Origin of the sequence: Streptomyces sp. NPDC007971 (assembly GCF_042958635.1) — a bacterium.
In the GTDB taxonomy this organism is placed as follows: domain Bacteria; phylum Actinomycetota; class Actinomycetes; order Streptomycetales; family Streptomycetaceae; genus Streptomyces.
This window is the reverse complement of sequence record NZ_JBIBJK010000005.1, coordinates 426,828-448,088: the sequence shown is the minus strand read 5'-3', so window position 1 is coordinate 448,088 and position 21,261 is coordinate 426,828. Positions and strand designations below refer to the sequence as shown.

Below are 21,261 nucleotides of genomic sequence, written 5' to 3'. Positions count from 1 at the left end.
CCCGCGTGGCGCCATGGGGGCGTGGGGTGTGTGCGGGCTGCGGATTGTCGTGGTTGCCCGTACAGGTCCTCGCGCCCCTCGCGGGCGCAGTTCAGGCCTGTCAGGGGCGCACTTCAGACCCGTTGTTTCCTCTTGCCCAGCGTGGCCATGTAGAGCCGGTCCACGGCGAAGACGATGATGATCGCGGCGACGAGCTGGAAGGCGTGGCGGCTCCAGTCGATGCCGCGGGTCTCCGCGACACCGAGGGCACGGGCGATCGCGTTGCCCGCGATGGCGCCCAGAATGCCGCAGATGGTCGTCAGCCACAGGGGACTGTGCTGCTTGCCCGGGATGACCGCCTTCGCGATGAGGCCCAGCACGAATCCCACGATGATCGCCCACAACCAGCCCATGGCTGCCTCCTCCTATGGCTCTGGATGACCTCAGGGCAAGTCTGGGACCGTCCGCCGTACGGCGCACGTCGGGTTCCCCCGTACGCGCCGGAGCCGACGGCATTCGCGCAGGCAGGAGGCGACCCGGTCTCGTGGGCGGCAGGGCCGCGGCGTACCGTGGGAGGTGTTCCGGTCCTGGTCCCCACCGGGTCCGGACGACCAGGGAACGGGCCGGGGAGAGTCCGATGCGGGCGGATGGTGGGTTGTGATGCGCAAGGAGCGCGGCGGTGTCCAGGTGTTCCGGATCACCGGAGCCCGGACCGGACTGGCCGAGGACGTACGGGGCAGGCAGCGGCGGTACGTCATCTCGATGACGGTCCGTACCGCTTCGGTGATCCTGGCGGCCACGCTGTGGAACGTCGAACGGCATGTCGCCGTCGTGGCGCTGGTGCTCGGTGCGCTCCTCCCCTATGTCGCCGTGGTGATCGCGAACGCCGGCCGGGAGCGGCCGCCCACGCTGCCCTCGACCTTCGGCGTCCCACCCGCGAGGGTGGGGGCGCCTCCCGCGCTTTCGGCAGGGGGGGAGATCGCGCCGCCGCGGGGCCAGGACGAGGCCGCGCGGACGGAATCCGTTCCGGAGGATGTGCCACCGGATCCGGCGGCGGGGACACATGGTGAGCGACCCCACAAGGCCTGACCACGGCGGATACGAAAGAGGCCGTTCGGGACCCCTCGTCAAGCTCAAGAAAAGCTCAGATCAATCGCGTTGTTCCAGTGCCGGGCGACGGGTTACCCGTGACATACTGCGTACGCGCTCCGCATCCCCCGTCGGAGCGACGGACCGACGCCGGGCAGCTCCCCCCGTGGCTGCTCGGCGTCGCCTTGTTTGCATCCCTCTTGTGAGACGAACCCATGAGTGAGACACCCATCTGTTCCGCCAAGGGGTGCCATGCCGATGCGGTGTGGGTGCTGGCGTGGAACAACCCGAAGATTCATTCGCCGGAGCGGCGCAAGACGTGGCTCGCCTGCGAGGAACACCGCGAGCATCTTTCGCAGTTCCTCGGGGTCCGGGGGTTCTTGAAGGACGTCGTGCCGCTGAAGGAGTGGGAGCAGCAGGCGGAACGCGAGGACGGGAACGGCTGAGGCCGACTCCAGAGCCGAGGCCGACTCCAGAGCCGAGGCCGACTCCAGACCGGGGCTCTCACGGCCTCATCGAGCCCGCACGGCGGAGCCATATGTCGACAAATCGTCACACCCCTTCGAGTGGGCCGGTCAGCCGCCGATCGCCGACATAGGCCGGTCCGGCTGGACGAACGACGGGTCGTCCAGGCCCGCCCCGGCCTTCTTGCCCCACATCGCCAGGCGCCAGATGCGGGCGATCTCCTCGTCGGGGGCCCCGGAGCGCAGGGCCGCCCGCAGGTCCGTCTCCTCCGTGGCGAACAGGCAGGTCCGTATCTGGCCGTCGGCCGTGAGGCGGGTGCGGTCGCAGGCCGCGCAGAACGGGCGGGTGACCGAGGCGATCACGCCGACCCGCTGCGGACCGCCGTCGACCAGCCACCGCTCCGCCGGTGCCGAGCCGCGCTCGTCCGCGCCCTCGGGGGTGAGGTCGAAGCGGGTGCGCAGGGAGGCCAGGATGTCTCCGGCGGTGACCATGCCCTCGCGCTTCCAGCCGTGCTGGGCGTCGAGGGGCATCTGCTCGATGAAGCGCAGTTCGTACCCGTGCTCCAGCGCCCAGGCCAGCAGGTCCGGGGCCTCGTCGTCGTTCAGGCCCGGCATCAGGACGGTGTTGATCTTGACCGGGGTGAGGCCTGCCCCGTGGGCGGCGCCCAGGCCCTCGATGACGTCCTTGTGACGGTCGCGGCGGGTCAGGGCTTTGAAGACATCCGGGCGCAGGGTGTCCAGGGAGACGTTGACCCGGTCCAGTCCCGCCGCCTTCAGGGCGGTCGCGGTGCGCTTGAGGCCGATCCCGTTGGTCGTGAGCGACATCTGGGGGCGGGGGGCCAGGGCCGCGACGCGCTCGACGATGCCGACCAGGCCGGGGCGCAGCAGCGGCTCACCGCCGGTGAAGCGGACCTCCTCGATGCCGAGCAGGCGGACCGCTATGCCGATGAGACGGACGATCTCGTCGTCGGTGAGCAGGTCGGGCTTGGCCAGCCACTGCAGACCCTCTTCTGGCATGCAGTACGTGCACCGCAGATTGCACCGGTCGGTCAGTGAGACCCTCAGGTCGGTGGCCACGCGGCCGTACGTGTCGATGAGCACGTGGGCCCCCTCCCTCGATCCGGAGCACTTGCCTTCTCTGTTACCTGCGAGCCTACGTGAGGCCACCGACAACGACAGCAGCCCGATCCCACGAGGTACGACGCGGCCGCGTCGTAGGACCCTACGATCCTGAACGACGCGGCCGCCCGTATGAATCCCGGTGCTGCGTCCCGGTGCGCCGCGCACCTGCGTGAGCTGCGCAGATCCGGCGCGCTCCCGACCGGTCGGCGCGCTCCCGACCGGTCGGTGCACTTCCGTCCCGTCGTCAGTGCACGCCCGTCCGGTCAGTGCACGCCCGTCCCGTCAGTGCGCTCCCGTCCCGGTCAGGGACCGGACCTCCAGCTCCGCGTACTTGCCGGCGTCCGGGGCCTCCTTGGAGAGCAGGGTGCCCACGGCGCCCAGGAGGAAGCCGACCGGGATCGAGATGATGCCGGGGTTCTCCAGCGGGAACCAGTGGAAGTCGACGTCGGGGAACATCGAGGTCGGCTTGCCGGACACCACCGGCGAGAACAGCACCAGGCCGACCGCGGTGACCAGGCCGCCGTAGATCGACCACAGGGCGCCCGCGGTGGTGAACCGCTTCCAGAACAGGCTGTAGAGGATGGTCGGCAGGTTGGCGGACGCGGCGACCGCGAAGGCGAGGGCGACGAGGCCGGCCACGTTCAGGTCGCGGGAGAGGGCGCCGAGGACGATCGAGACCGCGCCGATGCCGACGGTCGCGTAGCGGGCCGCGTTGATCTCCTGCTTCTCGGTGGCCTGCCCCCTCTTGATGACGTTGGCGTAGATGTCGTGGGCGAAGGACGAGGACGAGGCCAGGGTGAGGCCCGCGACGACCGCGAGGATGGTGGCGAAGGCGACGGCGGAGATCGTGGCCAGCAGGATCGCGCCCCAGTCGGAGTCCACTCCGCCCAGGTGCAGGGCGAGCAGGGGTGCGGCCGTGTTGCCCGCCTTGTTGGAGGCGATGATCTCGTCCGGTTTGATCAGCGCGGCCGCGCCGAAGCCGAGGGCGAGGGTCATCAGGTAGAAGGCGCCGATCAGGCCGATCGCCCAGATCACGGACTTGCGGGCGGCCTTGGCCGTCGGGACCGTGTAGAAGCGGATCAGGATGTGCGGCAGGCCGGCGGTGCCGAGGACCAGGGCGATGCCGAGCGAGATGAAGTCCAGCTTGGTGGTGCCGGTGGCGCCGTACTTCAGGCCGGGCTCCAGGAACGCCGAGCCCTTGCCGCTGTTGTCGGCGGCCTTGCCGAGCAGGTCCGAGATGTTGAAGTGGAACTTCAGCAGAACCAGGAAGGTGAGCAGCAGGGCGCCCGCGATCAGCAGCACCGCCTTGACCATCTGGACCCAGGTGGTGCCCTTCATGCCGCCGATGGTGACGTAGACGATCATCAGGAGGCCGACCAGGGCGACGATGCCGATCTTGCCGCCGTCGCTGGTGATGCCCAGCAGCAGGGAGACGAGCACACCCGCGCCGGCCATCTGGGCGAGCAGGTAGAAGATCGAGACCACGATCGTGGAGGTGCCGGCGGCCGTGCGGACGGGGCGCTGCCGCATCCGGTAGGCCAGCACGTCGCCCATCGTGTAGCGGCCGGAGTTGCGCAGCGGCTCTGCGACCAGGAGCAGGGCGACGAGCCAGGCGACCAGGAAGCCGATGGAGTAGAGGAAGCCGTCGTAGCCGAAGAGGGCGATGGCGCCGGCGATGCCGAGGAAGGACGCGGCGGACATGTAGTCGCCGGAAACGGCGAGGCCGTTCTGGAATCCGGTGAACTGGCGGCCTCCGGCGTAGAAGTCGGAGGCGTCCTTGGTCTGCCGGCCCGCCCACACGGTGATGACGAGGGTCGCGGCGACGAACACCGCGAACAGGGTGACGATCAGCGTCCGGTGCTGGCTAGCCTCGCCGGCGGCGAGCAGGGTGTGCTGTGCGGGGCTCATGCGCCGCCCTCCATCCGGGACTTGATGGCCTCGGCCCGGGGGTCGAGCTTGGCGGCGGCGTGCCGCGCGTACCACCAGGCGATGAGGAACGTGGTGAGGAACTGGGCGAGGCCCAGGACAAGGGCCACGTTGATGTTGCCGGCCACCTTGGTTCCCATGAAGTCGCCCGCGTAGTTGGAGAGCAGGACGTACAGCAGGTACCAGGTGATGAAGGCGATCGTCAGGGGGAAGGCGAAGGAGCGGTGGGCGCGGCGCAGTTCACCGAACTCCGCGCTCTGCTGCACCTCGATGAACTCCTCGGTGGAGGGAAGGTGGACTTGGGGTCTGGCGGGCGGCGGTGTCTCGGTGGCCACGGAGTCTCCTCGCGTTGCGGGCGTGCGTCTACGGACCTCACAGGGGCGGGGATCACGTTACCGAATGTCACCGAGCGACTCCTCGCTGCGATCCCCGCGGGAGCACGATCCTGCTGGGCCCTTCGCCCACGGTCACGACGCCACGCGCGCAGCGGTTCAAGTCCGCCGCGCCCTTTCGGAGATCGGGATGTGCGGATAGCTTCGCCCTGCACCACTCGTCATGCACCTGCCCGAGCACCATCCGTGTCTCGGGCGGTTTCGTATCCGGATGATGTGGAGATCCCATGGCTCATCTGCGTTCCAGACGCCGGCTCGCGCTCGCCGTACCGGTGGTGCTGTCGCTGACCGCCTCGCTCGGCTTCCTGCCGGCGACGGCCTCGGCGGCGGCCCCGGCACCCACGGCGGCGCGGGCGGCGGACGGCCCGGCCCTCGCGTATGTGGTCAACACCCGGACGGACCACCGCACGATCGGGTCGGTGCAGCGGGCGATCACCCACAACGGTGGCACCGTCGTGGCGAGTTACGACCGGATCGGCGTGATCGTCGTCCATTCGGCGAACCCGGACTTCGGCGCGCTGATGCGCGCGGTACCCGGGGTGCAGTCGGCGGGTGCCACGCGCACCGCGCCGCTGAGCGCGGCGGGCACGACGGACGAGGGCGCGGTCCAGGTCCTGTCGAAGGCCGAGGCCTCGAAGATCGCCAGGAGTGCGACGGCGGGCCAGGAGCCCCTCGAGGCCGACCAGTGGGACCTGCGGGCGATCGGCGCCGACAAGGCCGCGACGATCGACCCGGGCAGCAGGGACGTGACCGTCGGTGTGATCGACACGGGAGTCGACGACACCCACCCGGACATCGCCCCGAACTTCTCCGCCTCCCAGTCGGCGAACTGCGTGAGCGGCAAGGCGGACACGACGTACGGCGCCTGGCGGCCGGTGGACGCCGGCCACTACCACGGCACGCACGTGGCGGGTGAGATAGCCGCGGCCCGCAACGGCATCGGTGTGGCGGGCGTGGCACCCGGGGTGAAGGTCGCGAGCATCACGGTGGCCCAGCCGGACGCGACCTCGCTGTTCTACCCGGAGAGCGTGGTCTGCGCCTTCGTGTTCGCCGCCGACCACGGCATCGAGATCACCAACAACAGCTACTACGTTGATCCGTGGCTGTACAACTGCATGGACGACCCCGATCAACGTGCCATTGTGGATGCGGTCAACCGTGCGCAGATGTACGCCCAGCGCAGGGGCACGCTCAATGTGGCCTCCGCCGGCAACTCCGACGACGACCTCGACGCGAGCGCGCTCACGGACGCCTCCAGTCCCGACGACTCCACCGCCGTGCCCCGGACGGTCGACCCGCACGAGTGCTTCGACGTGCCGACCCAGCTGCCCGGTGTGGTCACGGTGAGCGCGACCGGCGTCAAGGGCGCCAAGTCGTACTACTCCAGCTACGGCCGCGGCGTGGTCGACGTGGCGGGGCCGGGCGGCGACAAGTACCAGATCCCGGACACGCCGTCGAAGAACGGCCGCATCCTGTCCACGCTGCCCAACGACCAGTACGGATTCCTCCAGGGCACGTCGATGGCCTCCCCGCACGTGGCCGCCGTGGCCGCGCTGCTGAAGTCGGCCCACCCGCACGCCACCCCCGCCCAGCTGCAGGCCCTGCTGAAGGCCCAGGCGGTCAACCCGGGCTGCCCCACCGACCCCTACGACGGGGACGGCGACGGGGTCGTGGACGCGACCTGCGTCGGCGGCAAGCGCGTCAACGGCTTCTACGGGTTCGGGATCGTCGACGCGCTGCGCGCGGTCCGGTAGACGTCCCCCGGCACGACGTCCCGCACGGCCCGCTCGTATCACAGCTTCCCGCACGGCCCGCTCGTATCGCGAACGAAGTGGAGACACAGACACATGACAGCGCTCCAGCCGCGCTACCGCCGCGCCCTGGCGATCCCGGTCGGGATGGCCATGACCACGGCCCTCGCGTTCCTGCCCGGCGTCACCGCGTCCGCGGCCGACACCGCGAGGACCACGGCCGCCGACGGCCCCTCGCTCAGCTACGTCGTCAACGTCCGCCCCGGACACGGTGTTCCGGCCCGTGTGCAGAAGGCCGTCACCGAGGCCGGCGGGTCGGTGGTGATCGCGTACGACCGGATCGGCGTGATCGTGGTGCACTCCTCGAACCCGGACTTCGCCAAGGAGATCCGCACGGTGCGCGGGGTCGACTCGGCCGGTGCCACGCGCAACGCTCCGCTGCCCGCCCAGTCCACCACCGACGTCGGCACACCGAAGGTGCTCGGCGCCGAGGAGGTCGCCGCCGCCGGGGCGAAGGCGACGGACGGGCAGGACCCGCTGGAGCCGCTCCAGTGGGACCTGCCGGCCATCAAGGCGGACAAGGCGCACGAGAAGACCCTGGGCAGTCCGAAGGTGACGGTCGCCGTCATCGACACGGGCGTCGACGACACCCACCCGGACATCGCGCCCAACTTCGACCGCGACGCGTCCGCCAACTGCGTGTCGGGCAAGCCGGACACGACCGACGGCGCCTGGCGGCCGAGCGCGTCGGAGAGCCCGCACGGCACGCACGTGGCGGGCGAGATCGCGGCGGCGAAGAACGGCGTGGGCGTCACGGGCGTGGCGCCGGGCGTCAAGGTGGCGGGCATCAAGGTCGCCAACCCGAACGGCTACTTCTACACGGAGGCCGTGGTCTGCGGCTTCATGTGGGCGGCCGAGCACCACGTCGACGTGACCAACAACAGCTATTACACCGATCCCTGGTACTTCAACTGCACCACCGACCCGGACCAGAGGGCGCTCGTCGACGCCATCACCCGGGCCTCGCGGTACGCGGAGAAGAAGGGCACGGTCAACGTCGCGGCGGCGGGCAACGAGAGCTACGACCTCGCGTCCGACTCGATCACCGACCCCGTCTCGCCGAACGACGGCACCCCGTCGGACCGGGTGATCGACCCGCACGAGTGCTTCGACATACCGACCCAGCTGCCCGGTGTGGTGACCGTGGCGGCGACCGGTGCGAAGGGGCTGAAGTCGTCGTTCTCCAACTACGGCCTCGGGGTGATCGACATCGCCGCTCCCGGCGGGGACTCGACGGCCTACCAGAAGCCGGAGCCTCCGGCGACCAGCGGCCTGATCCTGGGCCCGCTGCCGGGCGGCAAGTGGGGGTACATGGCCGGTACGTCGATGGCGACGCCGCATGTCGCCGGCGTTGCCGCACTGATCAAGTCAACCCATCCGCACGCTCCCGCCGCCCTGGTGAAGGCCCTGCTGTACGCCGAGGCCGACGCGACGCCCTGCACGGACCCGTACGACATCGACGGGGACGGCAAGGTCGACGCGGTGTGCGAGGGATCGAGGAACCACAACGGCTTCTACGGCTGGGGCACGGCGGACGCGCTGGCCGCGGTGACCAAGTAGCCGGCGGACGGACAGCCGACGGACGGGCAGCCGACGGACGGGCAGGCGGCCGGCGGAGGGACGGCTGACCGGACGTCCAGATCACAGCTAGATCGCCTCTCCCTTATGGATTGATTCAATCAATACTGCATAGTGCAGTCATGAATGAAATCAAGTTCGCATGGTCGGCCTTGGGCGGCGATCCGGCCCTGGCCGATCGCGTCACCACCGTGGTGCGGGAGGGCGCGCTCGCGGCGCGCCTGCCCGTACGGCGGCTCGCGCGCGCGTGCGTCGGCGCGTGCGCGCTGGCCGCGGCCGAGCTGGGGGCCCGGCGGGCCGGGCTCGCCGAGGTGCCACAGGCCCTGGTGGACGACGGCGCGGTCGCCGCCGCCTTCCACAGTGAACGCCTCCTGCAGGTCGACGGACGGGCACCGGTCGCCTTCGCGCCGCTGTCGCGGTTCTGGCGGACGGCCGACGGCTGGGTGCGCACGCACGCCAACTATCCGCACCACCGGGCGCGGTTGCTCGGCGCGCTCGGTCTGCGGGAGGGCACCCCGGTGGAGGAGGTGGCCGCGCGGCTCGCCGCACGGGCCGCCCTGGAGGTGGAGGAGACGGTCTACGGCGCCGGTGGCCTCGCCGTGGCCCTGCGCACCCCGAAGGAATGGGCGGCCCACGAGCAGGCCGCCGAGGTCGCCGCACGCCCGCTGGTCGAGCGCGAGCGCCTGGACTTCGCGCACGCACGCGTGCCGGCCCCGCTCGGCCCCGGCGCCTCTCCCCTGCTGCCCGCCGCCGGGCTCCGGGTCCTCGACCTGACCCGGGTCCTGGCCGGCCCGGTCGCCACCCGCACCCTCGCGCTGCTCGGCGCCGACGTGCTGCGCCTGGACGCCCCGCAGCTGCCCGAACTCTCCGACCAGCACGCCGACACGGGCTTCGGGAAACGGTCGGCGACCCTCGACCTCACCGCCGGCCGGGACACCTTCGAGGAACTGCTGGCCTCGGCGGACGTCGTGGTCACGGGCTACCGTCCGGGCGCCCTGGACCGGTTCGGGCTCTCCCCCCGGGCACTGGCCGAGCGGCGGCCCGGTCTGGTCGTGGCGCAGGTGTCGGCGTGGGGCGCGTACGGCCCCTGGGGCGGGCGGCGCGGCTTCGACAGCCTGGTGCAGGTCGCGACCGGGATCGCGGTGACCGAGGGTTCGCCCGGACAGCCCGGCGCGCTGCCCGCGCAGGCCCTGGACCACGGCACCGGCTATCTGCTGGCGGCGGCCGTACTGCGGGCACTGACCGAGCAGTCCTACGACGGGGGCGCGCGGCTCGTCCGCCTGGCCCTCGCCCGGACCGCGCACTGGCTGACGGACGGGACACCGGCGGACCGGGCCGAGGACGAGGACGAGGACGGCAGCGGGGACGGCAGCGGGGGCGGGGGAGGCACTCGGTACCGGGGCCCGGACCCCTGGCTGGCCGAGACGGACGGCCCGCTCGGGCGGCTGCGGCACGCCCGGCCGCCGGTGTCCTTCACGGGCGGCCCCACCGACTGGGCGCGGCCTCCGGCGCCGTGGGGTTCGGACCCGGCCCGCTGGGCATGAGCGCAGGAGCGACCGGAAACGTACGTATGGGTGGAATGCCGTAGCCACCGTTGTTTTCCGGGACTTGCCCGGTTCTGCGACGGCCGGCGGAGATCACGGGGGGACCTTGTCACGACCGAGTGCCGATGCCGCCGACGCCGACGACCCGGCCCGACGTCCCGGGACGGGCCGGGCGGTCGCCGTCCTGGTCCTTGCGGCCCTGGCCGCCCTGATACCCCTGCTCGGGCCGTCCGCCGCGCTGGACGGCACGGGCGAGGCCGCCGCTCCCGGCGTCGGGGGCATCGCTCTGCTGCGCGGGGTGCTGTTCGCCGCGCTGTGCGTCCCGCTGGGCGAGCTGTTCGTGCTCCGACTGGCCCGGCTCCTGCCCGGTGCCCCGCCCGAACGGCCGCGCAGCTGGGCCGCGTTCGCGAATGCCGCCGGGTTCGCCGCCGCGCTGGTGCTCGCCTCGGTGGTCGCCACCGGCAATCTGGTCCCGCACCGTCTTGGCGAGATCGACCCCGGCGGCCTGTACGACTCCCGTGACGGCAGGTTGGCCTTGCTGGAGGTGAACGCCTTCCTTGCGGCGGCGCTGTGCTCGCGCTCGCGCCGCCCGGCGGCCCAGGTGTGGCCGCTGTCCGCGGTGGTGGTCGCCGAGGCGCTGCGCGCGCACCCCGTGACCGAGCAGAGTCCGCTGACCGGCTCGGGTCTGACACTGGTGCATCTGACCTGCGCCGCGCTGTGGGTGGGCGGTCTGCTGCACGCGCTGCGGACCCTGCGCAGGTGGCAGGGCGACGCGGCCGGGGCCGCGCTGCTCGGGCTCTACGCGCGCGTGGCGGCCGTCCTGCTCGCGGCCCTCACCGCGACGGGCGTGTGCAGCGCGCTGCGGCGGATGCCGGCGGCCACGATCCTGGACCAGCTGACGACGACGGCGTACGGACGCACCCTGCTGGCCAAGGTGGTCCTGGTCGCCGCCGTCGCCGTGCTCGCCCTGCGGGCGCGGATCCGGCTGCGCCGGGCGGCCGACCCGCTGACCGCGTACGCCCCCGCCCGGGCCGAGGTGACCGCCCTGGGCGCGGTGATCGCGGTCTCGGGTCTGCTCACGGCACTGCCGCTGCCGATCCGCTGGTCGTAGCGGGGTTACCGGTCGTTGGTGACGAGCACCTTGAGGGCGGTGCGCTCGTCCATCGCCTTGTAGCCGTCCGGCACCTCCTCGATGCCGACGGTCATGTCGAACACGGGCGAGGGGTCGATCGTGCCGTCGAGGACGTCGGGCAGCAGGTCGGGGATGTAGGCGCGGACCGGTGCGACGCCGCCGCGCAGGGCGATGTTCCGGTCGAACATGACACCGAGGTCCAGGCCGGTGCCGCTGCCGTGGGGCACGCCCACGAAGCCGATCGCGCCGCCGTCGCGGGTGATGTTCACGGCCGTGCGCATGGACTGCTCGGTGCCGACCGCCTCGACGACGGCGTGGGCGCCCTGGCCACGGGTGAGTTCCCGGACGGCCTCGACCGCCGCGTCCCCGCGCTCGGCGACGACGTCGGTGGCGCCGAAGCGGCGCGCGATGTCGGTGCGGACCTCGTGCCGGCCCAGCGCGATGATCCGCTCGGCGCCCAGCCGCTTGGCGGCCAGGACGGCGCACAGGCCCACCGCGCCGTCGCCGACGACGGCGACCGTGGCACCGGGACGGGCGCCGGCGCCGAGGGCGGCGTGGTGGCCGGTACCGAGGACGTCGGAGAGGGTCAGCAGGGCGGACAGCAGGTGGTCGTCGGAGGCCGCGTCCTTGGGCAGCTGGACGAGGGTTCCGTCGGCGAACGGGACCCGCACGGCCTCGCCCTGGCCGCCGTCGTAGCCGACGGAGCCCCAGAAGCCGCCGTGCTCGCAGGACGTCGTCAGGCCCTCGCGGCAGTAGTCGCAGACGCCGTCGGACCACATGAAGGGCGCGACCACCAGGTCACCGCGCCGGACGGTGCTCACCTCGGAGCCGGTCCCCTCGACGACGCCGAGGAACTCGTGCCCGATGCGCTGCCCGGGCTGCCGGGCCGCCTCGCCCCGGTACGCCCACAGGTCGCTGCCGCAGATGCAGGCGCGCAGCACGCGCACCACGGCATCGGTGGGCAGCTGCACCACGGGCTCGGGCACGTTCTCCACGCGCATGTCGTACGGAGCGTGGATGGTGGTGGCGCGCATGGCGAGGGTCCTTCTCGTGCGGGGTGGGGTGGGGTGCGCCCGGGGGTGGTCGAGCGCACTTCACCGTACGCCGCCGCCTCCGCGGGCCGCTCGCCGAGGGGCCCGGACCAGCACGCACGACGGGTGAGCGGAGCCGGTGCGGACGGGCGACGAGCGGGGCCGACACGGACGGCGGGTGCCCGGGGCCGACACGGACGGCGGGTGCCCGGGGCCGACACGGACGGTGCGTGACAGGGGGCGCCACGCACGACGGACCACCGGGGCCGACAGACACGGCGGGTGACCGGGACCGGCACGCACGACGGACCACCGGGACGGCAGGCACGGCAGATGACCAGGACCGGGAGACACGACGGATCACCGGGGCCGGGAGGCACGACGGATGACCGGGGCCGGCGCGCGCGGCGGGTGTGGTGTCGCGGCCCGGTCACACCCCAGCCGCCCCCAGCAGGCTGCCCGCCGCGTAGGTCACCCCCATGGCGAGCGCGCCGCCCGCCATGTTCCGCAGCACCGCGCGCTTCGGGTCGGCCGCTCCGAGGCGGGCGCTGCTCCATCCGGTGAGGACGAGTGCGCCCAGCACGGAGACCACGGTGACCGGGACCCGCCAGCCGGACGGGGGCAGGACGATGGCCAGCAGGGGCAGCAGCGCGCCGGCCGTGAAGGCCAGGAAGCTCGCCCAGGCCGCGTGCCAGGGGTTGGTCAGCTGGTCCGGGTCGATGCCCAGCTCCACGCGCGCGTGCGCCTTCAGCGCGTCCCGTGCGGTGAGCTGCTCGGCGGCCTCCCGGGCCACGTCCGGGGTCAGGCCGCGCCTGCGCAGCAGCTCGGCCAGCTCTTCCAGTTCGGCCTCCGGCTGCTCCTTCAGTTCCCGCCTCTCCACGGCCAGCGCGGCCCTCTCGGAGTCGCGCTGGGTGGAGACGGAGACGTACTCGCCCGCGGCCATGGACATCGACCCGGCGAGCAGTCCGGCCAGGCCGGCGGTGAGCAGGGCGGCCCGGTTCTGGGTCGCACCGGCCACGCCGACGACGAGTCCCGCGGTGGAGACGATGCCGTCGTTCGCACCCAGCACGGCGGCCCGCAGCCAGTTCAGCCGGGAGCCGAGCGCGCCGCCGTGGGCCTCGTCATGGATCGGTTGCTCCGTCACACGACGGAGGATCGCACCCGAGGCGGCACCGGAGGCGCACCGACGCTCCCCGAGCGGGACCCGGCACGCACCGCCCTCCCCGAGCGAGACCCGACACGCACGGCCCTCCCCGAGCAGTACCCGATACGCACGCCCCCTCCCCGCCCGAGCAGTACCCGACACGCCCGTGGGGAAGGGCACCGCATGGGGTGCCGCACAGCGGGCCGCACGGGGGCACCGCACAGGGGGCCGCACCGGGCCGCACGGAGGGACCGCACGGGGAGGATCCGCACGGACGCCGACGCGCCCCCGGGTCACCGCCCTCCGCCGTCGTTCCTCCCTCCGCCGCCGCTCCCCCTCCGCGGTGCCCCCGAGGTCACCGCACCCCCGCCGACACCCCCCCAAGGAATCGCCGGAAGTACAGCCGGTGCCGTGCGCCTCACCAGACCCGCACCTTCGCCCCCCGCGCGAACACCGGGCTCGTCGCGTCCGCCGGAGGCGTCTGCAGCGGCTCGGCGATCTCCTCGACCGTCGGCCCGACCTTCGCCGCGATCGGGTCCAGGAGGTCCAGGTCGAAGCCGTAGACGCGGGCCGCGTTGCCGCCGAGCATGGCCGCGACCTGAGCGCGCGGGACGCCTGCGTAGGAGAACCGCAGGCCCTCACGTGTGTACGGGTAGGTGCCCTCGTCGTGCGGGTAGTCGCTGCCCCACATGATCTTGTCGACGCCGATGCGGTCGCGCAGCGGGACCTCGTGCGGGCGCATGAAGCTCGCGCCGACGTAGCAGTGGTCGCGCCAGACCCGCGACGGCGCCTCGCCCATGCCCTCGGCCAGTCCGGCGCCGAACCTGGCCTCGGCGGTGTCGGCCGCCGACGCCGCCGCGACCAGGCGGCCGTGGTAGTAGTCCAGCATGTCCAGGACGCCCGGGATCCAGCCGGAGCCCTGCTCGGTGAGCACCAGCTTCAGCCCGGGGTGGCGGCGGAAGGCGCCGCCGAAGACCAGGTGCCACAGCGCGCGGTGGGAGAACCAGGTCGTCTCGACCATGAAGACCGCGCGGGCGGCCGGTTCGTCACCGAGCGGCGGGGAGGCGGAGCCCGCGTGGTGGTTGACGGGGACGCCGAGCTCCGCGCAGGCGGCCCAGATCGGGTCGTAGGCGCGGGCGTACAGTTCGGGCAGGCCGGAGCCCGGCGGGGTGCCGGGCAGCATCAGGCCTCCCTTGAGACCCGCCGAGGCGGCCCACCTGATCTCCTTGACCGCCTCGTCGACGTCGCCGAGCAGGATCTGGAAGACGCCCGCCCGGCGGCCCGGCGCGGCCGCGCAGAAGTCCGCCAGCCAGCGGTTGTGGGCGCGCAGGCCCGCCCAGCGCCGTTCGAGATCCTCGGCGGTCCGTGGCTGCGTCATCAGCGAACTCGACGGGAAGAACGGCGGGATGGTGTTCGGGAAGATCACCTCCGCGACGATCCCGTCCGCCTCCAGCTCCGCGAGGCGCCGCTCGGAGTTCCAGTTGCGGTCGGCCGTGTCGGCGAGCAGGTCCTCGTGCGGGTTGACGTAGGTGGCCGCCCACACGTCGAAGTCGTCGTGGTGACGCTTGTCCAGGTACGGCCTGTAGTCCAGCAGGTCGGCCCCCGCATGGCAGTCCGCGGAGATCACCGTGTACCGGTCGCTCACCGTGTCACCCCCAGTACCGGGAAGTCGTGGTCGGTCAGCCAGTGCCGGCCCGTCTCGCGCGAGCGTGCCCAGGAGGCCTCCACGGCCGCCTGGTCGGCCGGCTGGCCGAGGTCGGCCGGGGTCGGGCCGATGCGCCGGGCCAGCGGGGCGAGCCTTCCGACGTCGAAGCCGAAGACCTCCGCCGCCGACAGGCCCAGCATCCGTCGCGTCTCGCCGACCGGGATGTCGTGGAAGGTACGGCGCAACCACGCGCGCGTGTCGGGCCAGGTCCCCTCGGGATGCGGGAAGTCGCTGCCCCAGAGGATGTTGCCGACGCCGATCTCGTAGCGCTGGGCCAGCTCGCGCCGCTTGGTGTTGGTGGCGCAGACGAAGACCTGCCGGTCCAGGTACTCGTGCGGTGGGCGCTTCAGCTCCTGGAACGGGGAGAGCTTCTTGCCGCCGTGCGCGCCGAGGTAGAGGCGGTCCATGAACCACAGCAGGTTGGGCAGCCACCAGCAGCCCGACTCGGCGACCCCGAACCGCAGGCCGGGGTGGCGTTCGAAGACCCCGGACCAGAGCAGGAACCACAGCGGCCGGGCGGGCCACCAGGTCACTTCGCTCACGTAGATGCCGAGGTGGTCGCCGTACTCCTCGCGCGGGGCCGCACCGGAGTGGGTGAGCACCGGCATCCCGCACTCGGCGGCGGCCGCCCACACGGGGTCGTAACGGCGGTCGTGGTACGGCTGCCGGCCCGCCCACATGGCCGGGATCATCAGGGCTCCCAGGCCGGACTCCCTGGCCCGGCGGACCTCGGCGACGACCTCGGACACCTCGCCGGTGACCGGCAGCAGGGCCACTCCGCAGTGCCGTTCGGGGTGCTCGGACACGAACTCCGCCAGCCAGCGGTTGTGCGCCTGCGCGCCCGCCATGCCGAGGACCGGATCCTGGTCGCCGGAGAGGCCGAGGCCCACGCCGAAGGGCGCGGCGGTCCGGCTGTCGACGGCATCGGCGTCCGGGAAGACGACCTCGGCGGCCACGCCGTCACCGTCCAGTTCCTTGAGGCGCTGTGCGCTGTCCCAGCCGCCGCGCAGGCCCTCCTCGTTGTCCTGGAACCACTTGGCCGCGAACGCCTCGTTGCGGATGCCGAGCCGCGTCGCCTCCTCGCGGCGCCGGTCGCGGCCCGCGAGGAACTCGTCGAAGTCCCGGTGGAAGCGGGACTCCAGGTAGGGCCGGTACCGCTCGGTGGGCAGCCCGGCGTGGCAGTCGGAGGAGATGATCAGGTACGGGTCCTGGTCGGTCATCGCAGTCCCTCTGGGTCCGGAAGGCCGCGTCCCCGGGAGCCGGCGCGTCGGCGGCTGCCGCCGCGGGCCCCGGCCCCCCGGCCGAGCGGGCGTCACCGCCGGCCGGGAGGTTCGGCAGCGCTCAGTCAAGGATGAAGTGCTCCAGGTACGACGGGTTCGCGCGGTCGAGCATCGAGCGTGCCCGCGCGCGGATCTGGGCGTCGCTGTGATCGCTCGCCGGCAGCAGCCAGAAGCGGTCGGCGCGGATGCCGTCCACGACCAGTGCGGCGACCTCCTCCACGGGGGTGAAGCGGACCTCCTTGCCGGACGCCCGCATCGCCGCCTCCCACTGGTCGAGGCTGCGGTACGGCGTCCTGCGGGGACGCTCCTTGGCGTAGCGTTCGGGCCGGTTGCGCTGGGACTCCCACAGGCCGGTGCGCAGCATGTGCGGCCCCGGGAAGAGCACCGAGGCGCCCACGCGCGCGTGCTCCGCCTTCAGATGGGCGTACAGGGACTCGGTCAGGGTGACGACGGCCGCCTTGGTGACCGCGTAGACGGAGGCGGTCGGCAGCGGTGCGATGCCGCCGTCGCCGGAGGACGTGTTGACGACATGACCGGGTTGACCGGACTTGATCATCCGTGGCACGAACGCCTGGACGCCGTGGAAGACGCCCCACACGTTGACGGCGAAGGCCCACTGCCAGTCGTTCGGCTCGTGCTCCCACATGCGCCCCTCGGCGCCCGAGCCGACCCCTGCGTTGTTGCACAGCACGTGCACGGCGCCGTAGGCCTCGTACGCCGACTCGGCCAGTTCCAGGACCTGTTCGCGCACGCCGACGTCGACCACGCGCGCGTGGACGTCGGCGCCCCGGGCGCGCAGGGCCTCCACGGCCTTGTCCAGCGCGGCCTCCTCGACGTCGGCGAGGACGACCTTCAGCCCCTCGGCGGCGAACCGCTGTGCCATCGCCAGCCCGATCCCGCTCGCCGCGCCGGTGACGACGGCGACCTGTCCTGCCCTCAGCTCCACGTCCGCTCATCTCCCCACCTCGCCGACGCGGCTCCCGGCCGGGGGTCCGGGGGTTGTCCCCCGGGCAGGCACAGCATCAGGCACTCCCCTCGGGCGGCCCGTCATGGGCCTGGAGCGGGTCGTCGTAGCGCTGGTGGACGTACGGCAGCAGGGCCTGGGCGTCGACCCGTTCGACCACCCGGCCGCTCTGGTCGCTGGTCTTCTCGCCGAGGGTGATCTCCAGCAGGCGCAGCACGGGAAGGTCGGCGACGGGGTCGTACAGGGACTCGCGGAGCACCACGTCCCCGGTGACCCGTTCCAGCCGGCGCACCTTCTCGTGCCGTACGCAGTGCACCAGTACGGGGTCGCCGTCGAAGCCGGAACCGTCCACGGCCGGGAGGAACTTGAAGTAGAAGTCGGTCTTGCGGGAGGGCTCCGGCAGGGGCAGCGCGCCGCTCACCGCCCCGCGTATCTCCACGAACGCGATGCCGTGCCGGGCCAGCGACGCTCGTACGACGAGGCCGTCGCGCTCGACGGCCACCTCGCCGAGTTTCTTGGGCTCGCCGAAGACCTCGCGGCCGCCGGTGAGGGCCCGCTCGTGGGTCATCGGCATCACGAGCGGATACCAGCCGTCGACGCCCGCGTGGGCCGCGGCGACCGCGAAGGAGCCCGCGCCGAGCGGGTATCCGGGCAGGTCGACCTTGCTGATGTTCACCCGCACGAGGGGCCGTGCGGTGGGTTTGAGCGGGGGTGGGAGCACCGCCGCCACCGCGTCCGGGTCGGTCTCCCAGACGGCCACCACGCCGGTGGACCAGATCTCCGGGAGCCGTGCACTCGCGGTGCGTGTGGCGGCGATCTCCCGCTCGGTCCGTGCGCCGTACCGTACGCGTGCCATACGCCGTACCGCCCTTCTTCTGACGGACCGTCATCTGTAACACAGTTACAGCAGACTGCGTGCGGGGTAAATACGCGTGCACCGACAGGAGTTGGGGGGGATCATGCCGCGAGGGGCACTCAGTCGGGAGGAGGTCCTGGAGGCCGCCGCCGAGCTGGTGCGGCAGCACGGCCCGGACGCGCTGACCATGCGGGGACTCGCGGCCGAGCTGAACACCGCCGTGACCTCGATCTACTGGCACGTGGGGGGCCGTGAGGCCCTGCTGGACGCCCTGGTGGAGCGGACCGTGGCCGGCCTCGGCGAGATCCGCCCGCTGGGCCGCACGCCCGAACAGCGGGTCGTCTCGGTGGCCCGCGCCCTGCGGCGGCAGCTGCGCGAGCGTCCGCACCTGGTGGCCCTGGTGCACGAGCGCGGACTGACCGAGCGGATGTTCCTGCCCGCCCAGCAGGCCCTGGTGCAGGAGGCGCACGCGGCGGGCCTGCGCGGCGCCCGGGCCGCCGCGTTCGTGCAGGCGGTGCAGTTCCAGGTCGTCGGCCATGTGCTGGTCGAGCGCAACCGCGAGCGCGCCCCGGTGCAGAGCCCGGGCGAGGAGGAGCTGTGGAGCGCCGAGACCGCCGGTGACGACCCCGCCCTGGCCCGCGCACTGGCGCTGCCCGTGGACACCGAGCGGCTGTTCGTCACCTCCGTACGGGCCCTGGTGGGGGCACTTCTCGCACCGCCCGGAGGATGACCGGCGACCACCCGCGCCGAGGCGGCCGGCCGCTCCGCCCCGGGACAGCCGACGGCCCCGCCGGAGACAGCCGGCCGCTCGCCCGGAGACAGCCGACGGCCCGTCCCGAACTGTCCTGCGGGTCCGCCGCGTTACGGGCCCGCGCGCGGTTACGGGCCCGCACGCGCGCGTGCGGTCAGCGGCACGCACGCGTATGCGGTCAGCGGCACGCACGCGTGCGCGGTCAGCGGCACGCACGCGTGTGCGGTGGCCGAGCGGGAGGGCGGGCGCGGGAGAGCGGGACCGGCCCCTGCGGGTCGGCGCTGTCGGTCACGGCCCGTATCCTCAATGACCATGCTCGAAGACCGTGGGACCGCAGTGTCCTCCCCCACCCGGTGGCCGGCCGCGTATCCGCAGGGATACGCGGTCGTTGACGTGGAGACCACCGGCCTGGCCCGCGACGACCGGATCATCTCCGCGGCCGTCTACCGGCTGGACGCGCGCGGCGAGGTCGAGGACCACTGGTACACGCTGGTCAACCCGGAGCGCGATCCGGGCCCCGTGTGGATACACGGTCTGACGAGCGAGGTGCTCGAAGGGGCGCCGCTGTTCGCGGACGTCGCCGAGGAGTTCGCCGCCCGCCTCGACGGCCGGGTGCTGGTCGCGCACAACGCGGTCTTCGACTGGCAGATGATCGCGCGGGAGTACGCGCGCGCGCAGCGCGAGGCGCCGGTGCGTCAGCGGCTGTGCACCATCGCGCTGTCGAAGGAGCTGGGGCTGCCGCTGCCCAACTTCAAGCTGGAGTCGCTGGCGTCGCACTTCGGGGTCGTCCAGCAGCGGGCGCACCACGCGCTGGACGACGCGCGGGTGCTCGCCGAGGCGTTCCGGCCGAGCCTGCGGGCCGCGGCGGCGGGCGGGGTACGGCTGCCGCTGCTGGAGTGCCGGCCGCTGACGGAGTGGTCGGACACGCCCCGGATCGGCCGGCAGGCGAGCGGGGACTACGGCGGCGGTTACCGGGCGACCACCTGGCGTCCGTCCCGCAAGCGTCCCGCCTGCCCCTATCCCAACCCGGGGCGGTACGAAGACGGCAAACGCCTCAAGCAGGGCATGCGGGTGGCGTTCTCCGGGGACACCTCCACCGAGCGGGAGCTGCTGGAGGACCGGGCGACCGAGGCCGGGCTGCACGTGGCGACAAGCCTGTCCCGGCTGACCAGCCTGCTGGTGACCAACGACCCCGACTCGGGCACTTCGAAGGTGGTCAAGGCACGGCAGTTCGGCACACCGGTCGTCGACGAGGCGGCCTTCGGGCAGCTGCTGCGGGACGTCGAGCCCGCCGGCGAGTGAGCGGACGCGGACCCGTACGGATGGGTGATTCACCGCGACTCGCCCGGCCCCCGTCCACCTTCGGGGAGAGCGACGGCTCACCCTGTGGCGCATGGCGAATTGTGAAGTTTGCGGGAATGACTATGGAATGACCTTCGAGGTCCACGCACAGGGTGCCGTTCACGTGTTCGACTGCTTCTCCTGTGCGATCCACCGCATGGCCCCGGTCTGCGAGCACTGCAAGGTCTCGATCATCGGCAAGGGCGTCGAGGCCGACGGCAGCTGGTTCTGCGGCGCCCACTGCGCCCGCGCCGAGGGAAAGGTGGGGATCGTCGACCGCGTCTGACCCCGTACCCGCGCGTTCGCACCCCACGACCGAGTTGTACCGTCGTGGGGTGCGCCGCTACCGCTTTCTGCTGACCCCCCAGTGGGTGATCCTCACCCTCGTCTCGATCGCGCTGATCCCGACGATGATCCGGCTCGGCTTCTGGCAGCAGCACCGGTACGAGGAACGCACCGCCCGGAACAACCTGGTCTCGCGGGCGCTGCACGCCGAGCCGGTCCCCGTCGAGCGGCTCACCTCCCCCGGCCACTCCGTGACCCGCACCGAGAAGTACCGCACCGTCACCGCGACCGGCACCTTCGACACCTCCCGGGAAGTCGTGGTCCGGCGCCGGACCAACTCCGACGACGAGGTCGGCTTCCACGTCCTGACCCCGCTCGTCCTGACCGACGGCAGGGTGCTGCTGGTCAACCGAGGCTGGATCCCGGCGAACGGCGTACAGACCGCCTTCCCCAAGATCCCCGCCCCGCCCGCCGGCCGGACCACGATCACCGGGCGGCTGAAGGCCGACGAGACCACCGCGGCGAGCGGCATCAAGAACGTCAAGGGACTGCCGGACCGGCAGATCATGCTGATCAACAGCGCGGAGGAGGCGCGGCGGCTGGGCGCGAAGGTGCTCGGCGGCTATGTCGAGCAGACGGCCCCCGGCCCCAGGAACGGCTCCCCGGAGCAGATCTCCGACCCGGGCAGCGAGGACGCCCCGCTGAACTACGCGTACATGATCCAGTGGTGGCTGTTCGCCGCGGGCGTCCCGGTGGGCTGGTGGTTCCTGGTCCGGCGCGAGATCCGCGACCGCGAGGAGGCCGAGGCCGCGCAGAAGCCGGAGGACAGGCAGGAGACGGCGCCCGCCGCCGTCTGACCCGGGGCCG

Annotated in this window: 20 protein-coding genes; 10 read left to right on the top strand and 10 right to left on the bottom strand. The window is 72.6% G+C overall.

The window, feature by feature from the left end:
• Positions 1-113 precede the first annotated feature (113 nt).
• On the bottom strand, positions 114-392 hold the full coding sequence (locus ACFZCP_RS13370; protein ID WP_391426842.1) for a GlsB/YeaQ/YmgE family stress response membrane protein: 279 nt from the start codon (positions 390-392) through the stop codon (positions 114-116).
• 247 nt (positions 393-639) lie between these two features.
• Between ACFZCP_RS13370 and ACFZCP_RS13365 the strand changes: the two genes are divergently transcribed.
• Both ACFZCP_RS13365 and ACFZCP_RS13360 read left to right on the top strand, forming a co-directional pair.
• Positions 640-1,068: a DUF3099 domain-containing protein gene (locus ACFZCP_RS13365; protein WP_391426840.1), complete on the top strand. Its 429-nt coding sequence runs from the start codon at positions 640-642 to the stop codon at positions 1,066-1,068.
• A 215-nt stretch (positions 1,069-1,283) separates the two neighbouring features.
• Positions 1,284-1,514: a hypothetical protein gene (locus ACFZCP_RS13360; RefSeq protein WP_391426838.1), complete on the top strand. Its 231-nt coding sequence runs from the start codon at positions 1,284-1,286 to the stop codon at positions 1,512-1,514.
• Positions 1,515-1,643: 129 nt separating this feature from the next.
• Here ACFZCP_RS13360 and moaA read toward each other — a convergent pair whose 3' ends face one another.
• From moaA to ACFZCP_RS13345, 3 genes are all read right to left on the bottom strand, one after another.
• Complete coding sequence (gene moaA, locus ACFZCP_RS13355) at positions 1,644-2,633, bottom strand: GTP 3',8-cyclase MoaA (RefSeq protein ID WP_391426836.1); 990 nt, start codon at positions 2,631-2,633, stop codon at positions 1,644-1,646.
• A gap of 303 nt (positions 2,634-2,936) precedes the next feature.
• Positions 2,937-4,562, bottom strand: coding sequence for a sodium/solute symporter (locus ACFZCP_RS13350; RefSeq protein ID WP_391426834.1), 1,626 nt, complete (start codon positions 4,560-4,562; stop codon positions 2,937-2,939).
• Positions 4,559-4,915, bottom strand: a complete 357-nt coding sequence (locus ACFZCP_RS13345; RefSeq protein ID WP_391426832.1) for a DUF485 domain-containing protein — start codon at positions 4,913-4,915, stop codon at positions 4,559-4,561. The genes ACFZCP_RS13350 and ACFZCP_RS13345 overlap by 4 nt, the downstream gene beginning before the upstream one ends.
• Positions 4,916-5,199: 284 nt before the next feature.
• Here ACFZCP_RS13345 and ACFZCP_RS13340 point away from each other — a divergent pair, with 284 nt between their 5' ends.
• The 4 genes from ACFZCP_RS13340 to ACFZCP_RS13325 all read left to right on the top strand — a co-directional run bounded on the left by ACFZCP_RS13340 (position 5,200) and on the right by ACFZCP_RS13325 (position 11,016).
• Complete coding sequence (locus ACFZCP_RS13340; RefSeq protein WP_391426829.1) at positions 5,200-6,726, top strand: S8 family serine peptidase; 1,527 nt, start codon at positions 5,200-5,202, stop codon at positions 6,724-6,726.
• 93 nt (positions 6,727-6,819) lie between these two features.
• Positions 6,820-8,343, top strand: coding sequence for a S8 family serine peptidase (locus ACFZCP_RS13335; protein WP_391426827.1), 1,524 nt, complete (start codon positions 6,820-6,822; stop codon positions 8,341-8,343).
• A gap of 140 nt (positions 8,344-8,483) precedes the next feature.
• On the top strand, positions 8,484-9,905 hold the full coding sequence (locus ACFZCP_RS13330) for a CoA transferase (protein ID WP_391426825.1): 1,422 nt from the start codon (positions 8,484-8,486) through the stop codon (positions 9,903-9,905).
• A 106-nt stretch (positions 9,906-10,011) separates the two neighbouring features.
• Complete coding sequence (locus ACFZCP_RS13325; RefSeq protein WP_391426822.1) at positions 10,012-11,016, top strand: CopD family protein; 1,005 nt, start codon at positions 10,012-10,014, stop codon at positions 11,014-11,016.
• Positions 11,017-11,021: 5 nt separating this feature from the next.
• Here ACFZCP_RS13325 and ACFZCP_RS13320 read toward each other — a convergent pair whose 3' ends face one another.
• The 6 genes from ACFZCP_RS13320 to ACFZCP_RS13295 all read right to left on the bottom strand — a co-directional run bounded on the left by ACFZCP_RS13320 (position 11,022) and on the right by ACFZCP_RS13295 (position 18,017).
• Positions 11,022-12,071, bottom strand: coding sequence for a zinc-binding dehydrogenase (locus tag ACFZCP_RS13320; RefSeq protein WP_391426820.1), 1,050 nt, complete (start codon positions 12,069-12,071; stop codon positions 11,022-11,024).
• Between the two features lie 427 nt (positions 12,072-12,498).
• A complete protein-coding gene (locus ACFZCP_RS13315) occupies positions 12,499-13,212 on the bottom strand; it encodes a VIT family protein (RefSeq protein ID WP_362696867.1) in 714 nt (237 codons plus the stop codon).
• Between the two features lie 418 nt (positions 13,213-13,630).
• Complete coding sequence (locus ACFZCP_RS13310) at positions 13,631-14,857, bottom strand: amidohydrolase family protein (RefSeq protein ID WP_362696865.1); 1,227 nt, start codon at positions 14,855-14,857, stop codon at positions 13,631-13,633.
• Entirely contained in the window at positions 14,854-16,137 is a 1,284-nt protein-coding gene (locus ACFZCP_RS13305; RefSeq protein WP_391426817.1) for an amidohydrolase family protein, read from the bottom strand. The genes ACFZCP_RS13310 and ACFZCP_RS13305 overlap by 4 nt, the downstream gene beginning before the upstream one ends.
• Before the next feature lie 121 nt (positions 16,138-16,258).
• Positions 16,259-17,143 carry an SDR family NAD(P)-dependent oxidoreductase gene (locus tag ACFZCP_RS13300; protein ID WP_391426815.1) on the bottom strand — a complete coding sequence of 295 codons (885 nt, stop codon included), beginning with the start codon at positions 17,141-17,143 and terminating at the stop codon, positions 16,259-16,261.
• Between the two features lie 76 nt (positions 17,144-17,219).
• Entirely contained in the window at positions 17,220-18,017 is a 798-nt protein-coding gene (locus ACFZCP_RS13295) for an acetoacetate decarboxylase family protein (protein WP_391426814.1), read from the bottom strand.
• 103 nt (positions 18,018-18,120) lie between these two features.
• On the opposite strand from ACFZCP_RS13295, the gene ACFZCP_RS13290 reads away from it, so the two are divergent.
• The 4 genes from ACFZCP_RS13290 to ACFZCP_RS13275 all read left to right on the top strand — a co-directional run bounded on the left by ACFZCP_RS13290 (position 18,121) and on the right by ACFZCP_RS13275 (position 21,251).
• On the top strand, positions 18,121-18,747 hold the full coding sequence (locus ACFZCP_RS13290) for a TetR family transcriptional regulator (protein ID WP_391426812.1): 627 nt from the start codon (positions 18,121-18,123) through the stop codon (positions 18,745-18,747).
• A 333-nt stretch (positions 18,748-19,080) separates the two neighbouring features.
• On the top strand, positions 19,081-20,070 hold the full coding sequence (locus ACFZCP_RS13285) for a DEDDh family exonuclease (RefSeq protein ID WP_391426811.1): 990 nt from the start codon (positions 19,081-19,083) through the stop codon (positions 20,068-20,070).
• A 91-nt stretch (positions 20,071-20,161) separates the two neighbouring features.
• Entirely contained in the window at positions 20,162-20,395 is a 234-nt protein-coding gene (locus ACFZCP_RS13280; protein WP_391426810.1) for a hypothetical protein, read from the top strand.
• Positions 20,396-20,444: 49 nt separating this feature from the next.
• On the top strand, positions 20,445-21,251 hold the full coding sequence (locus ACFZCP_RS13275; protein WP_391426808.1) for an SURF1 family cytochrome oxidase biogenesis protein: 807 nt from the start codon (positions 20,445-20,447) through the stop codon (positions 21,249-21,251).
• Positions 21,252-21,261: the final 10 nt, after the last annotated feature.